This is a genomic window from Rhodococcus globerulus NBRC 14531 (assembly GCF_001894805.1).
Taxonomy (GTDB): domain Bacteria; phylum Actinomycetota; class Actinomycetes; order Mycobacteriales; family Mycobacteriaceae; genus Rhodococcus_F; species Rhodococcus_F globerula.
Map to the genome: position 1 here is coordinate 642506 of NZ_BCWX01000001.1, position 14122 is coordinate 656627.

The window sequence follows — 14122 nt, forward strand, 5'->3', positions numbered from 1 at the left end:
CCGTTCGTCTGTCTCGGTGCCACCGGTGGGCTGATTCTCGGTGACGGTCACCACTCATTCGAGCAAGCTGGATGGGTGGCCCCACTAAGCTGTGGGGCATGTCCAGCGCGCCTGCACCCGTGTCGAGTGTCTACATTGCTTCTCCCGAAGGTGATACCGGGAAGTCCACCATTGCATTGGGCGTGATGCAGATGTTGTGCGCGACGGTCGCCCGCGTCGGCGTCTTTCGCCCCATCGCCCGGTCGACTGCCGAGACCGACTACATCCTCGAATTGTTGCTCGAGCACACCACAGCCGATTTGTCGTACGAGGATGCTCTCGGTGTCACGTACGAGCAGGTGCACGAAGATCCGGAGGCGGCGCTCGCGGACATTGTCGCGAAATACCATGAGGTGGCCGAGCGCAGCGACGCCGTGGTGATCATCGGCAGCGATTACACGGATGTCGCGAGTCCCAGCGAGTTGGGTTTCAACGCCCGAATTGCCGCGAATCTGGGTGCCCCGGTGTTGTTGGCGCTGAAGGGCGCTCGTCGCACCACACCGGAAATACTTCAGCTGGCGCAACTGTGCGCGTCCGAATTGTCCTCGAACCACGCGCATTTGCTGGCGGTGGTTGCCAATCGCTGTGATCCCGCCACGCTCGACGACGTGAATGCCGCATTGGCCGGATTGGGTGTTCCGACCTGGAGCCTGCCGGAGATTCCGCTTCTCATCTCGCCCACGATGGCAGAGTTGATGGAGGCCACCGGTGGTGAATTCTATTCGGGCGATTCCGAATTGCTGCACCGCGAGGCATTGAAGGTGATGGTGGGCGGGATGACCGCCGAGCACATTCTGGAACGGCTCACCGAGGGAATGGTGGTGATCGCTCCCGGTGATCGCTCCGACGTTCTGTTGGCATTGATGAATGCGCATGAAGCAGAAGGATTTCCCTCGCTGGCCGGCATCATCATGAACGGTGGAATTACCCCGCACCCGGCGATCGCCGCACTGATGGCCGGGCTCAAGCAGCGTCTGCCGATCCTGACGACAAAGCTCGGAACCTTCGACACCGCCAGTGCCGCAGCGCAAACGCGCGGCCGCGTCGCCGTCGGATCGCAGCGTAAGGTCGACACCGCGTTGAGTTTGATGGAACAGCACGTCGACGCCGCAACCTTGTTGGGCCGGATGGCATTACCGATTCCGTCGGTCATGACGCCGCAGATGTTCGAGTACAAGCTGATCGACCGCGCTCGCGAGAACCGCAAGCACATCGTCCTGCCGGAAGGTGGCGACGACCGTATCCTGCGGGCCGCCGGCCGAGTTCTGCAGCGTCAGGTTGCCGATCTGACCATTCTCGGTGACGAGGAAAGCGTGCGCCGACGGGCCGGTGAACTGGGCGTCGACATCAGTGCCGCTCGGATCCTGGCGCCGGCGCAGTCCGAGTACACGGAACGATTTGCGCAGGAGTACGCCGCGATTCGCGCCCACAAGGGCATGACCGTCGAACGGGCCCGCGACGTGATCGCGGACATCTCGTACTTCGGAACCATGATGGTGCACTTGGGAATTGCCGACGGGATGGTCTCCGGTGCCGCGCACACCACCGCGCATACGATCCGGCCGTCGTTCGAAATCATCAAGACGGCGCCGGGTGTGTCGACGGTGTCCAGCATCTTCCTGATGTGCCTGGCGGATCGTGTTCTCGCATACGGCGATTGCGCTGTCGTCCCGGATCCGAGTGCGCAGCAGTTGGCGGACATCGCTATCTCGTCCGCGCAGACTGCGAGCCAGTTCGGTATCGATCCGCGCGTTGCGATGCTCTCGTACTCCACCGGGGATTCGGGCTCCGGCGCCGACGTCGACAAGGTTCGTGCCGCAACCGCCCTGGTGCGCGAGCGACGCCCTGACCTGCTGGTGGAAGGACCCATTCAGTACGACGCCGCGGTCGAGCAAAGCGTCGCCGACCAGAAGTTGCCGGATTCACTGGTGGCAGGCAAGGCGACCGTGTTCATATTCCCCGACCTCAACACGGGCAACAACACGTACAAGGCTGTGCAACGCAGTGCCGGGGCGATTGCCGTCGGCCCCGTTCTGCAGGGGTTGAACAAACCTGTCAACGATCTTTCGCGCGGCGCGCTGGTTCAGGACATTGTCAACACGGTGGCCATCACGGCCATTCAGGCGCAGGGAGCGTAAGCATGAGCGACGGCACCGTACTGGTCATCAATTCCGGCTCCTCGTCCATCAAATTTCAACTCGTACACCCGGATACGGCGGAGTTGGTGGCACACGGACTCATCGAGCGCATCGGTGAATCCGACGGCCACATCGTCTACAACCACCGCACCGGAACCTCGGACCGCAACCTTCTCATTGCCGATCATCGCGCTGGACTGAAGATGGTTCTCGAGATTGTCGCCGAAGTGGGGCGGCCACTGAGCGAGGCCGGCGTCATCGCTGTCGGGCACCGGGTAGTACACGGCGGGAACGTCTTCTACGCGCCGACGCTGATCGATGATTCTGTTGTCAAGGCCATCTCCGACCTGTCGACCCTTGCGCCACTGCACAATCCGGCAAACGTGATCGGCATCGAGGTGGCCCGCGAGGAATTGCCCGACGTACCGCACGTCGCCGTATTCGACACTGCCTTCTTCCACACACTGCCGGCGGCCGCGTCGACGTACGCGATCGATCGGGACGTCGCCGAAGCCAACCAGATTCGTCGATACGGATTCCACGGCACGTCCCACGAGTACGTATCCGGCCGGGTCGCCGCATTCCTGGGCAAGGATCCGGCAGACTTGAATCAGATTGTCCTGCACCTGGGCAACGGTGCGTCGGCGTCGGCGATCAAGGGTGGCAAGGCAATCGACACCACGATGGGCCTCACTCCGCTCGAGGGCCTGGTCATGGGAACCCGCAGCGGAGATATCGACCCCGGCATCATTTTGCACCTCAACCGGAACTCGGGCATGAAGGTAGACGAGATCGACGACCTTCTCAACCGCCGCTCCGGGCTGAAGGGACTCTCGGGTGTCAACGACTTCCGGGCACTGCTCGAGCTGATCGCAGCCGGAGACCAGCACGCGATGCTCGCCTACGACGTCTACATCCACATGCTGCGAAAGTACATCGGCGCCTTCATCGTTCAACTGGGCGGCGTCGACGTCATCACTTTCACCGGAGGAGTTGGGGAGAACAACATCGACGTCCGCCGTGACAGCCTCGCGGGCCTGAGGCGTCTGGGCATCGAGGTCGACGCAGTACTCAACGAGACGAAGAGTCGCGACGAGCGTCGTATCTCTGCATCCTCGTCGGCCGTGGAGGTGCTGGTGATCCCCACCAACGAGGAATTGGCGATCGCGCGCGCGGCGCAGGCGCTGGTTTCCGAACTCCGGTAAATCTCGCACTGCCCGCTTCGTGATCAGAAATTACTGTGCGGCCGAACGCTGTTCGCGAGGTCGACCAGAGCATAGCGATGCGTTCGGGAGACGGTGGTACGGGCCAGCGTCCGAAGACACATTTCGGCACCCGTGCGCAAACCGCGCTCGGTGAAGGGCAGATCGAGGATGGGTTCGAGTTCGTCGTGCGCTCGGTTTCCGGCCCTGATCCAGTCCAGTGCCGTGCCCAGTACCAGGGTCCGCATCTGCAGGCAGCGACCCTCGTCGGCCGGCAGGGCGCGGACGCGTCTGGCAGCCTCTCGGAGAGTTGCCTCGTCGAGGTTTGCTATCTCGGTGCGTGAGAGCATCGTCAGCACGCTGGTCATGCGGGCAACGTTGTAATGGCGTGAGCTGGTGGGGACCTCGTCCAGCGCCGTGACCGCGGCACCGGTGTCGCCGCGTTCGGCAAGTTGGCGTGCCAACCCGAATGCCGCGCTGACGTAGTTGTGGTCGGTCCGCCACACCGTGCGGTAGTACTTACCGGCGAAGCGGCACCATTGATCAGGATCCTCGGAATCCCATTGTTGCAGTACCAATTCGGCAGTTGCGGCCAGTGCGAGTTTAGGCGCCAACTCGCCGGGCAAAGCCGTGAGAACCGATTCGAAATGGGTGAAAGCCGATTCGAATGCGCTCTGCTGCAATCCCACCAGCCCGCGGTACCACTCGATCTTCCAATGGTCGCCGATGGTGGAATGCAGGTCGTCGAGTATCTTCTGCGCGGCTTCGGGATCACTCAGGTCCAGGTGCGCTTTGGCTTCGGCCAGTCGGAACTCCCCGGAAAACGCCGCCTCGGTTGCTGAGGCAACCCGATCGATCCCACCCTCACGGGCGCGGCGGAGTGCGTCGAGGGTCTGGGACGGCTCACTGTGGACGGCCGCGGCCAGCAACGGTGCACTCGGATCGGTGGGGTCGACCAAGGGGATGGGAAGTGCATGCGCAACCTCGAGTGGATCGAGACCGCTGTCGCGGGAATTGCCGTCGACGTACACGTCGGTCTGCGCAACCAGATCGTCGGTGCCGAAAGAGGTTCGTTGTCTACTGAATACGAGTGAGAGTCCCGGGTTTTCCTGGCCGCTCTGGTGCGCCAGTACCTCGTGGAGAACACCGACAAGTTGGCCGCCGATCTCGTCCGCAGACTGGAATCGTTTCTTCGGATCCGGATCGGTGGCGCGCAGAAGCAACCGGTGGAAGAACTCGTACTCGCTCAGCACCGGCTCGTCGGCAGGATCGGGAAGACCGTCGAGGTAACGGCCGTGTTTGGAGGGCATGTCGAGAGTGAGCACGGCAAGTGTACGGCCGACGGTGTAGATGTCGGACGCAACCGTCGGCCCGGTCTCGATGATCTCGGGGGCCTGGTAACCCGCTGTGCCGTACAGGTATCCGAAATCTTCGATTCCCGACACGGCGCCAAGGTCGATGAGTTTCAACTGGTCCTCGGTGACCATGACGTTCTCGGGTTTGAGGTCGTTGTACGCCAAGCCGGTGGAGTGCAGATAACTCAGGGCGGGAAGGATCTCCAGTACATACCCGATGGCCTGCTCGATCGGCATGTGACGGCCGTCGGGGAACGTGGCGAGTACTTCTCGGAGCGATCGCCCACCGACGTATTCCATGACGATGTAGCCCATGGGGGTGCCGTCGGGGCGAGGGTGCTCGACGAAGTTGAAGATCTTGACGATGCTGGGATGCGCTACTTCTGCGAGGAACTGCCGTTCGGCAACCGCGACGGCCTGTGCCTCGGAATCACCGAAGTGTAAGAGTCCCTTCAGAACTACCCAGCGGTCGCTGACATTGCGGTCGATCGCGAGATAGATCCACCCGAGGCCACCGTGAGCTATCGGCCCCTGCACCTCGTACTGACCGGAAACCAGTTCGCCTTCTTCGAGCAGCGGACGGAAGTCGAAAGTCGAACCGCACTTGGGGCACACACCACTCTGGCGCGCGGACGTGCCTGCCGCCTTGCGGCCCACCGGTTCTCCGCACTTCCAACAGAAACGTTTGCGTTCGGGAACCGTCGCATCGCTCATCACCGCCGACGCCGGGTCTACGTGGGGAACCGGGGGAACCTCGACCAGACCGCCGCCCAGACGGAGTTTGCGTGTCGAGCGCGAGCGGCGGGAACGAGTGGACCGGCCCGTCGGCGTCGACACGGAGGAGGGAACGGACTCACGTAACTGTGCGGATGTCTGCTCGGGGCGGGCAGTGGCCACGGTGAAATCCGGCTCGAATCGCGGCGCCGCCTGTGTGGCAGCGTGATCGGGCTCGCCGTTCCGATCCCCGCCGTTCTGATCCTCGTCTTTCGGATCTCGAGATTCTGTCATGACCGCCTCAATCCCGATACGCGGCAGGTGGGGGACCAGGAGTCGGTCCGAGCATGGTGAGCCAACGGTCGTAGAGAGAGTTCCAGGTGCCGTCGGTGCGGATCCGGTCCAGGGTGCCGTTCACGAATCGGACCAGATCGGTGTTGCCGGCGTTGATGCCGATCCCGTACGGTTCGGTGCCCAACGAACTTCCGACCATGTCGAGATACGGGTCCTGCGAGGCAAGTCCGGCAAGAATGGTGTCGTCGGTGCTGATGGCGTCGACCTGCCCTTGTTGAAGTACCACAAGGCAATCCGACCACATCGGGACAGTGACAACCGTGGCCGCGGGTTGTAGTTTCTGGATGCGGCTCAGTGACGTCGTCCCGTTCGCGACACAGACCCGTTTATCGGCCAGGTCGTCGATATTGCGAATATCGGATCCCCGGACGACCAGAATGCGTTGGCGCGCAGTGAAGTATTCACTGGAGAACTCGATCTTCTCCCGCCGCTCGCAGGTGATGGACATGGTCTTGACCACGATGTCCACGGTGGAATCCTGCAGGGCTTCGATCCGCTCGTCGGACGTCAGGATTCGGTATTCGATCTTCTCGGGATCGCCGAGGACATCGCGGGCAACTTCACGGGCGATGTCGACGTCGAAACCCTCGAGGCGTCCGGTTGCGGGATCGCGGAAGCTCATGAGGTTGCTGCCGGTATCGAGTCCGACGATGAGGCGGCCACGTTCGCGAATCTTGTCGACGCTCGGCTGCGGCGGGCGAGGATTTGCGTCGGACGGGACCGGACGCAGGCTGGCCGTCGGATCTCCACAGTCGGCCGACGTTGTCGGCGTAGGGCTGGGCGCGATGGTCGCCTCGGCAGGTAGCGGCGGCTGCGTGTATGGCGTGGTGGTGGACGAGATGAGCTCCTCGCCGGGTTGGCCGCCGCACGCAACCAGGAACAGCGCGGCCGCACCTGCCGCAACCAGCGCACGCGCTTTTCCTCTGCCGCTCACTGATACTCCCGCAGCCGTGGCCAGAATCCGGCGGCGATACCGACAACGCCAAGTATGGCCAGCATCGTCACTCCCGGAGCCGACGCTGACAACACACGCGAGGCGTGTGAGATGTCGGCGCGAAGGCTCTCACGGGAATCCGTTATCGCCTCCCACAAGGCGTCGTCGAGCGCGCGGTACTCGGCAGCGGAATCTTCCGCACCCGATCCGACGGCGATGTTCGCAGCTCCCGTGAAATCTCCGACGCCGAGGCGCAGAGCCATCCGATCGTGCGCCGCCACCCATTGATCGCGGGCGTCGATCGCCTGCGTGAGCACGGCGGTATCAACTCCCGACCGCCCATTGCCTTGCAGCTCACGGAGAATGGCGTCGACGTTGCTCACCTTGTTGATGAAGATGTCGGTCTCGTCGCCGTCGGAATCACGCTGGGCCAAACCCAGAGTCTCAACTGTTCGCGCTTGCTGGGCCATGATGCGGGCCTCGGTCAACTCGTGCAGCGGACCCGCTCCCGCGTCGAGCGCGCGGGTGGTGGTGATCGCCGAGATCAACCCGACCGTCAACAGCCAGATCAGCGCTGCAGCAACAGCTATCGAGGCGAGGATCAATCCGAGATTGAAGCGTCGACGGCTGTGTTGCGCGATGCGGATCTGGACTGCGATGAGCATGGACAATGCCAGTGCAAATGCGATGATCGGCCACCACGGTGGGCGGACAAAATCATTCTGAACCTTGGTGACCTGCGCTTCTTGTGCGGAATGCAGGTGCTGAGCCGTGGGAAGCAAGGACGTTTGCATCAGATTCGACGCCTCGCCGAGATACGCGGCGCCCACAGGGTTTCCGACGCGATTGTTGGCACGCGCCGTCTCGATCAGCCCGGTGTACACAGTGAGGTCGGTCGAGATGGAGGTGAGGGCGGCTTGGCCGGCCATGTCCACAGTGTCGAGTCCGGCGGACGCGTTCACTATTTCTGCCGACGCCTCGCCGATCGACTGTGTATAGCGGTCGCGAACCGCCGGCGGTTCCAGTCCACCCCAGATGAACGCGGTGGCTGCGGCCGCGTCGGCAACCGACAGCGCGCTGTAGAGATTCTGAGCGGAGTTGGCAAGCGGTTCGGTTTCCGTCAGGACGTTGCCCAGGCGCGCTTGACGGTTCTCGATAGTCGCGGCGGCCAGGAATCCCGCCGCCAGGGTGAGCAAGATCAGGACTATCCCGACAGCGGTGAGGCGCCCGGGGGTCGACGTCATGAAATCGCGAAGTTCGCTCTGGATCATCGGCCTGGAGGCGGCTGTATCCACCGGGTCCTCGTCAGGCGAAGCGGGCGCGGTGCGAGGCTCGAGGGAGGGTGTCACGCGGCTGACCATCGAACACCTCTCACTCTCTGCACTCGGGCTGGAGGATCACTGGATTGCGGCCTCTTCGCGAGCATATAAGTATGGTCCGCACCGAGGGCAGATTGAACGGGTTAGTGTGGGGCAGGATAGTGGCGAATTTAAAGGCAGGGCGAGGTAGTCGATGCGTGGTGACGGTGACGGTTGGTCGGTCGGATCGGACGGAACTCGGCATTGGGGGCGTCACGGCGCCGCCGGATTGTTGTTGCGTGCCCCTGACGTAGACGGAACTCCGATGGTGCTGCTCCAGCATCGTGCGGCGTGGAGCCATCAGGGCGGAACCTGGGCTTTGCCGGGTGGCGCGCGTGACTCGCACGAAAACACAACGCATGCGGCAGTTCGCGAAGCACACGAAGAAGCCGGAATCGACGAGTCGTCGGTGCGGGTGCGGGGAGACGTCGTCACCATGCGCGCAGAGAGCGGATGGACCTATACGACGGTGGTTGCAGACGTCGAAAGTCCACTCGAGACGGTCGCGAACGGTGAGAGCACCGAATTGCGGTGGGTGCGCGAGGACGACGTCGAGAGCCTGCCGCTACATCCAGGATTTCATTCGGCCTGGCCGAGTTTGCGAACGTCCGTGGTTCCGGCGGACGAGGGAACGGATCAGGGCGGTGCCCGGACTGTTGTATTGCCGGACGGACGATTCGGTTGGACGTCGGGTAGTGCGGATTCTCTACAAGACGCCTCGGAGGCATCTCGCGCCCAGGCGTAGGACGGCTTCTCGCGCTCAGGCGTAAGACACTCCCGAGAAATACAAGAAGGGTCGGACTCGTCAGAGCCCGACCCTTTTCGTTGTAGTTTCGGCGCGGGCGGGAACGCGAACGAAGGGTCCGCAGCCAGCCGAAACGGCGCTCAGCTGAGCGTGTTCAGCGCGGTGATGAAGGAAACGGCGGTGATGCCGAGCTTGAGCAGTTCGCTGATCTTGCCGAGGTTCAAGTCTTCGAGTGAAGCGGTGCTCAGCGAGGCGGTGTCGATCGATCCCATGAAAACTCCTAAATTCGAATTGTTAGCTGAAGGTAAGCTATATCAGGAGAGTGTTGAACGCGGGACCAATGGACAGATCTGTGACCAAAATCACTAATTGGGATCATTCGGGCTGGTTAACGGACAATCGTGCAGCTTGTTTCTTGTCGAACTGGACAAGTTGACCAGTCCGGAACTTGCAGCTGGCCGCGAGCTGAACTGGAAGGTAACTAGAACACCATCATGTCGGCGAGGCGGCGCGCGGCTGCCTGCGGATCCGCGGCTTCCGTGATCGCACGAACGACGACAATTCGGGTGGCTCCGGCTTCGATGACCTCCGGAACGCGCGCCTCGTCGATGCCGCCGATCGCAAACCAGGGGCGCGTCGGCGTTGCATCGGCAGTCGAGCGGACCAGATCCAAGCCGGCCGCGCTGCGGTTCGGCTTGGTCGGTGTCGCCCAGACGGGGCCGGTGCAGAAGTAGTCGACGCCCTCTTCGATTGCAGCCAAACTTGCCTGCGCGCGTGAGCTCGTGGAACGGCCGATGACAACGTCGTCGCCGACAACCGTCCGCGCGTAGGGGACGGGGATGTCGTTCTGGCCGAGGTGCAACACATCGGCGCCTGACGCCATGGCCAGGTCGGCGCGGTCGTTGACGGCCAGGAGTGCGCCGTGACGCCTCGCGGCAGCCGAGAGAACGCCAAGCGCGATCAGCTCGTCCTTGGCTTCGAGCGGCCCGAACTCGCGCTCGCCCGCGGAGCCCTTGTCCCGGAGCTGAATGATGTCGACGCCACCGGACAACGCGGCTTCCGCGAACTGTGCAAGGTCGCCTTTGTCGCGACGTGCGTCGGTGCACAGGTACAGCCGTGCTGCTGCCAGGCGCTCGCGCCGGTCGAAGAGGTTACTGGGATGTGTGGGGTGCACGAAGCAAACGGTAGCCTCTAGGAAGCAAGGTTCGACACGGGAGTCCCGAAACTGTGCTGTCGCATTTGTCGCGAAGGCAAAGTTCGTGGGGCTGAGAGGGGATCGCGGCAAAGATCCCGACCGTCAGACCTGACCCGGATCATGCCGGCGCAGGAAGAAAAGGGTGGAATTTGTCATGAGCACGCACGCACGCTCGGTTGCGGTGGTCGGCGGGGGAGTCATCGGACTGTCCATTGCCTGGTACGCAGCGCGCGACGGATGGGCAGTACAGCTGTACGACCCGGCGATCGGAACCGGCGCATCCTGGGTCGCCGGTGGAATGCTCGCCCCGCTGTCCGAAGGATGGCCAGGTGAGGAAACGGCATTGACCGTCGGCGCAGCCTCGTTGGAGCGGTGGCCGGATTTCGGCGCGCACCTGCAGAAGTTCGGACCGTCGGTGTTCACCACCGACAGTTCACTCACCGTCGCTCTCGACAGCGCCGACGCCCAGGACCTGGCGACCATCGCGGAATGGGTCAGCGCGCAGGGACACGAACTACAGATCCTCGGCCGAGCGCAGATCCGTGAACTCGAACCGATGCTCGGCCGCGGCATTCGCTCGGGGCTCATGGCTGTCGGTGAATCCGCTGTCGACAATCGTGTGTTGCTGGCCGCTCTGCAGGCCGCGTGCGTGGCGTCGGGCGTCGAATTGATCAACCGCGCTGTCCACGATCTCGCGGAACTCGATACCGATCAGATCGTGCTGAGCGCGGGAATCGCCTCAGCGAAGCTGTGGCCAGGATTACCCGTTCGGCCGGTCAAAGGTGAGATCCTGCGTTTGCGCAGCCGGCCGGGAGTGACGCCGGCGCCCAGTCGAACCATCCGCGGCAGCGTCCACGGCCGACCCGCGTACCTCGTGCCGCGCGGCGACGGAATCGTGGTCGGTGCAACACAATACGAATCGGGCGAGGACACGCAGGTCACCATGGCCGGTGTGCGAGACCTGATCAACGACGCCGAAGCACTCATGCCGGCGATCGGTGAATACGAACTCTACGAGTGCGCGGCCGGCTTGCGTCCGATGACGCCGGACAACCTACCGCTGATCGGGCGGGTCTCGGAGCGTGTTGTCATCTCTACCGGGCACGGCAGGAACGGTGTGCTCCTGACTCCGGTCACCGCAGACGCGACACTCGCGTTGTTGAACGGCACATCATTGGTCGAGGTCAAAGGAACCGAACCCCAGCGGTTCGCAGCAGTGAAGGAAAATTCATGAGTGAGCAGGTCCCGATCGGGATCACCGTCAACGGCGAAGAACTCGAATTCGATCGAGCCGTCACGGTGACCGAACTTCTGACACACCTCGAACTGCCAAGCAAGGGAATTGCCGTCGCCGTCGACGGTGCGCTCTTCCCGCGTGGACGCTGGGACGAATCCGTCTCGCGTGGTTGGGAAATCGAGATCCTCACGGCGGTGCAGGGTGGCTGAACACGATCTCCTGACTATCGCGGGCCGTACGTTCGGCTCGCGGCTCATCACCGGCACCGGCGGCGCTGCCAACCTCGCAGTTCTCGAGGAAGCGCTGGTCGCGTCCGGCACCGAACTGACCACTGTCGCGATGCGACGCGTCGATGCTGCCGGCGGTACCGGCGTGCTGGATCTGCTTCGGCGCCTCGGAATCGAACCACTACCGAACACGGCCGGATGCCGCGGCGCGGCCGAAGCAGTGTTGACGGCGCAGTTGGCACGTGAAGCGCTCGAGACCAGTTGGGTGAAACTCGAAGTCATCGCCGACGAGCGAACCCTGCTGCCCGACGCCATCGAACTTGTCTCCGCTGCAGAACAATTGGTCGACGACGGATTTACCGTGCTGCCGTACACGACGGACGATCCGGTTCTGGCGCTTCGGCTCGAAGAGGTCGGTTGCGCAGCGGTCATGCCGCTCGGTTCGCCCATCGGGACCGGGCTGGGCATCGCGAACCCGCACAACATCGAGATGATCGTCGAGCGCGCAGGCGTGCCGGTCATTCTCGACGCCGGAATCGGAACGGCCAGCGACGCAACACTTGCCATGGAGCTGGGCTGCGACGCAGTGCTTCTCGCAACGGCGGTCACCAGGGCCAAGAATCCCGCGCTCATGGCGTCGGCGATGCGTCATGCCGTCGTTGCCGGTTTCGAGGCCAGGCACGCCGGCCGGATCCCGAAACGATTCTGGGCGCAGGCATCCTCCTAGGGGTCTTCTCGGGGTGGTTCCCGGGGTCCACGTCCTACCTGGGTACCACGTCGAACTAGACCTGCGACCGATGTGCAGGCGGTGCCGGATCAGGCAGAGTTCTCCTCATGATTGAACTGAGGGGATTGACCAAGGTTTACGGACCGACCAAGGCGGTGGACGATCTGACGTTCACCGTCCGCCCCGGCATCGTCACCGGGTTCCTCGGACCCAACGGCGCCGGCAAGTCGACGACGATGCGGATGATCCTGGGGTTGGATCGCCCGACGTCGGGTGAGGCGCTGATCGAAGGCAAGTCGTACCGCGAGCTCAAGGATCCGTTGCGTACCGTCGGCGCTTTGCTCGACGCGAAGTGGGTTCATCCGAACCGCAGCGCCAGGGCGCACCTGCAGTGGATGGCCGCGTCGAACGGGATTCCGAAGTCTCGGGTGGACGAGGTTCTCGGCCTCGTGGGGCTGTCCGAGGTTGCGGGCAAGAAGGCCGGCGGGTTCTCGCTCGGTATGTCTCAGCGTCTCGGCCTGGCCGGTGCGCTGCTGGGTGACCCGAAGGTGCTCCTGTTCGACGAGCCCGTCAACGGTCTCGATCCGGAGGGCATCGTCTGGATCCGTAAGTTCATGCAGCGACTGGCTGCCGAGGGACGCACCGTGCTGGTGTCGAGCCACTTGCTGTCGGAAATGGCTTTGACCGCGGAACAATTGGTTGTCATCGGTCGAGGTCGACTGATCTCGGACTCGACTGTCGCCGAGTTCGTCGATCGTTCGTCCGAGTCGACGGTTCGAGTGCGTAGTCCTCAGCTCGATGCATTGCGCAGCGTGTTGACGTCGCAGGGATTGACGGTGCGCGAAGACGGTTCGAGTGTTGTTCCCGCTCTGGTCGTTGTCGATTCCACCACCGAAATCGTGGGTAACTTGGCTGGTGCGCAGGGAATTGTGCTGCACGAGTTGGCTTCTCAGCGTGGTTCGCTCGAGGATGCCTTCATGAAGCTCACCGGCGACGATGTCCAGTACCACGCGACCGGGGTCACAGGCCCCGCCGTCGCGCAACCGAACGCTCACCAGAATGTCATGGGAGGTGCACTGTAATGGCTGTTCTCAGTGCTGAACGCATCAAGATCACCACGACCAAATCGCCACTCTGGTGCTCGGTCATCATCGTTGTTCTCGCTCTCGGATTTGCCGCCATCATGGGCACGGTAGCCAAGTCTGCGCTGACGTCGGACGCCCAAGGCGCCCCCGAACTCGACGCGGCACTTGCCACCGCCGGAATCTCGGGCTTCGGAATCATGGTCCTCATGATCATGGCGGCACTCGCGATCACCAGTGAGTACCGCTTCGGAACGATTCGCACCACATTCCAGGCAGTGCCCAATCGGGCATCGGTTCTCGCCGCCAAAGCCGGCCTGATCGGTGGATTCGGGGCAGTCCTGACCTTCGTTCTGGCATTCGGTGCCTACGCGATGGCCAAGGTCTTGGCCGGTGCCGACGCCAGCGTCGGCTTGACGCTGTCGAGCAGCTCTGACTGGCGCGCGATGTACGGCATCCCGATCTACGCGTTCTTCTGCGTGGTACTAGCCGTGGGTGTCGGTGCGATCATTCGTCAGTCGGCCGGCGCGATCGCCTTGCTGCTGCTGTGGCCACTGCTCATCGAGAGCCTCTTTTCACTGTTCGGCAGCTTCGGCGAGAAGATCATGCCGTTCCTGCCCTTCAACAACGCAAACCACTTCCTCAGCCCTGAAATGACGACCGGCGATTTCCACTGGGGACCGTGGGGCAGCCTGATCTACTTCGCGGTGTTCGTGCTGGTCATCTTCGGCATCAGCATTGTCCTGGTGAATCGCCGCGACGCCTGACCTCGACGCCTGACCTCGACGCCTGACACTGTGCGCCCTTGTCGACCG

General features: G+C 63.0%; 13 protein-coding genes. 8 read left to right on the plus strand and 5 right to left on the minus strand.

The window, feature by feature from the left end; genetic code table 11:
* Window positions 1-98 precede the first annotated feature (98 nt).
* Window positions 99-2177, plus strand: a complete 2079-nt coding sequence (gene pta, locus RG2_RS02770) for a phosphate acetyltransferase (protein ID WP_033235618.1) — start codon at window positions 99-101, stop codon at window positions 2175-2177.
* A 2-nt stretch (window positions 2178-2179) separates the two neighbouring features.
* Window positions 2180-3382 carry an acetate kinase gene (locus tag RG2_RS02775; protein ID WP_033235617.1) on the plus strand — a complete coding sequence of 401 codons (1203 nt, stop codon included), beginning with the start codon at window positions 2180-2182 and terminating at the stop codon, window positions 3380-3382.
* Window positions 3383-3405: 23 nt separating this feature from the next.
* Here RG2_RS02775 and RG2_RS02780 read toward each other — a convergent pair whose 3' ends face one another.
* Genes RG2_RS02780 through RG2_RS02790 form a run of 3 tightly spaced genes read right to left on the minus strand, consistent with a single transcriptional unit; the run spans window position 3406 to window position 8085 of the window.
* Entirely contained in the window at window positions 3406-5742 is a 2337-nt protein-coding gene (locus tag RG2_RS02780; protein WP_033235616.1) for a serine/threonine-protein kinase, read from the minus strand.
* Window positions 5743-5749: 7 nt separating this feature from the next.
* Entirely contained in the window at window positions 5750-6736 is a 987-nt protein-coding gene (locus RG2_RS02785) for a glutamate ABC transporter substrate-binding protein (RefSeq protein WP_033235615.1), read from the minus strand.
* Window positions 6733-8085, minus strand: a complete 1353-nt coding sequence (locus tag RG2_RS02790) for a GlnX family signal transduction membrane protein (RefSeq protein WP_230590261.1) — start codon at window positions 8083-8085, stop codon at window positions 6733-6735. The genes RG2_RS02785 and RG2_RS02790 overlap by 4 nt, the downstream gene beginning before the upstream one ends.
* A 163-nt stretch (window positions 8086-8248) precedes the next feature.
* Here RG2_RS02790 and RG2_RS02795 point away from each other — a divergent pair, with 163 nt between their 5' ends.
* A complete protein-coding gene (locus RG2_RS02795) occupies window positions 8249-8839 on the plus strand; it encodes an NUDIX hydrolase (RefSeq protein ID WP_045064023.1) in 591 nt (196 codons plus the stop codon).
* A gap of 140 nt (window positions 8840-8979) precedes the next feature.
* On the opposite strand, the gene RG2_RS32195 is transcribed toward RG2_RS02795, so the two are convergent.
* Both RG2_RS32195 and thiE read right to left on the minus strand, forming a co-directional pair.
* Entirely contained in the window at window positions 8980-9111 is a 132-nt protein-coding gene (locus RG2_RS32195) for a hypothetical protein (RefSeq protein WP_255285215.1), read from the minus strand.
* A gap of 209 nt (window positions 9112-9320) precedes the next feature.
* Window positions 9321-10013, minus strand: coding sequence for a thiamine phosphate synthase (gene thiE, locus RG2_RS02800; RefSeq protein ID WP_033235613.1), 693 nt, complete (start codon window positions 10011-10013; stop codon window positions 9321-9323).
* 175 nt (window positions 10014-10188) lie between these two features.
* Here thiE and thiO point away from each other — a divergent pair, with 175 nt between their 5' ends.
* The 5 genes from thiO to RG2_RS02825 all read left to right on the plus strand — a co-directional run bounded on the left by thiO (window position 10189) and on the right by RG2_RS02825 (window position 14074).
* Entirely contained in the window at window positions 10189-11268 is a 1080-nt protein-coding gene (gene thiO / locus RG2_RS02805; RefSeq protein ID WP_033235801.1) for a glycine oxidase ThiO, read from the plus strand.
* Window positions 11265-11480, plus strand: coding sequence for a sulfur carrier protein ThiS (thiS, locus tag RG2_RS02810; RefSeq protein WP_033235612.1), 216 nt, complete (start codon window positions 11265-11267; stop codon window positions 11478-11480). Before thiO ends, thiS begins: the two co-directional genes overlap by 4 nt.
* Window positions 11473-12225, plus strand: coding sequence for a thiazole synthase (locus tag RG2_RS02815; protein ID WP_033235611.1), 753 nt, complete (start codon window positions 11473-11475; stop codon window positions 12223-12225). The genes thiS and RG2_RS02815 overlap by 8 nt, the downstream gene beginning before the upstream one ends.
* 107 nt (window positions 12226-12332) lie before the next feature.
* Window positions 12333-13307: an ABC transporter ATP-binding protein gene (locus tag RG2_RS02820; RefSeq protein WP_033235610.1), complete on the plus strand. Its 975-nt coding sequence runs from the start codon at window positions 12333-12335 to the stop codon at window positions 13305-13307.
* Window positions 13307-14074 carry an ABC transporter permease subunit gene (locus RG2_RS02825; protein WP_033235609.1) on the plus strand — a complete coding sequence of 256 codons (768 nt, stop codon included), beginning with the start codon at window positions 13307-13309 and terminating at the stop codon, window positions 14072-14074. Before RG2_RS02820 ends, RG2_RS02825 begins: the two co-directional genes overlap by 1 nt.
* Window positions 14075-14122: the final 48 nt, after the last annotated feature.

Bases quoted from the DNA above. Each gene is read 5' to 3' on its own strand.
- RG2_RS02825 (WP_033235609.1), top strand. From the start codon at position 13,307: ATGGCTGTTCTCAGTGCTGAACGCATCAAGATCACCACGACCAAATCG.
- thiO (WP_033235801.1), top strand. From the start codon at position 10,189: ATGAGCACGCACGCACGCTCGGTTGCGGTGGTCGGCGGGGGAGTCATC.
- RG2_RS02795 (WP_045064023.1), top strand. From the start codon at position 8,249: ATGCGTGGTGACGGTGACGGTTGGTCGGTCGGATCGGACGGAACTCGG.
- RG2_RS32195 (WP_255285215.1), bottom strand. From the start codon at position 9,111: ATGGGATCGATCGACACCGCCTCGCTGAGCACCGCTTCACTCGAAGAC.
- RG2_RS02780 (WP_033235616.1), bottom strand. From the start codon at position 5,742: ATGACAGAATCTCGAGATCCGAAAGACGAGGATCAGAACGGCGGGGAT.
- RG2_RS02820 (WP_033235610.1), top strand. From the start codon at position 12,333: ATGATTGAACTGAGGGGATTGACCAAGGTTTACGGACCGACCAAGGCG.
- RG2_RS02775 (WP_033235617.1), top strand. From the start codon at position 2,180: ATGAGCGACGGCACCGTACTGGTCATCAATTCCGGCTCCTCGTCCATC.
- thiS (WP_033235612.1), top strand. From the start codon at position 11,265: ATGAGTGAGCAGGTCCCGATCGGGATCACCGTCAACGGCGAAGAACTC.
- pta (WP_033235618.1), top strand. From the start codon at position 99: ATGTCCAGCGCGCCTGCACCCGTGTCGAGTGTCTACATTGCTTCTCCC.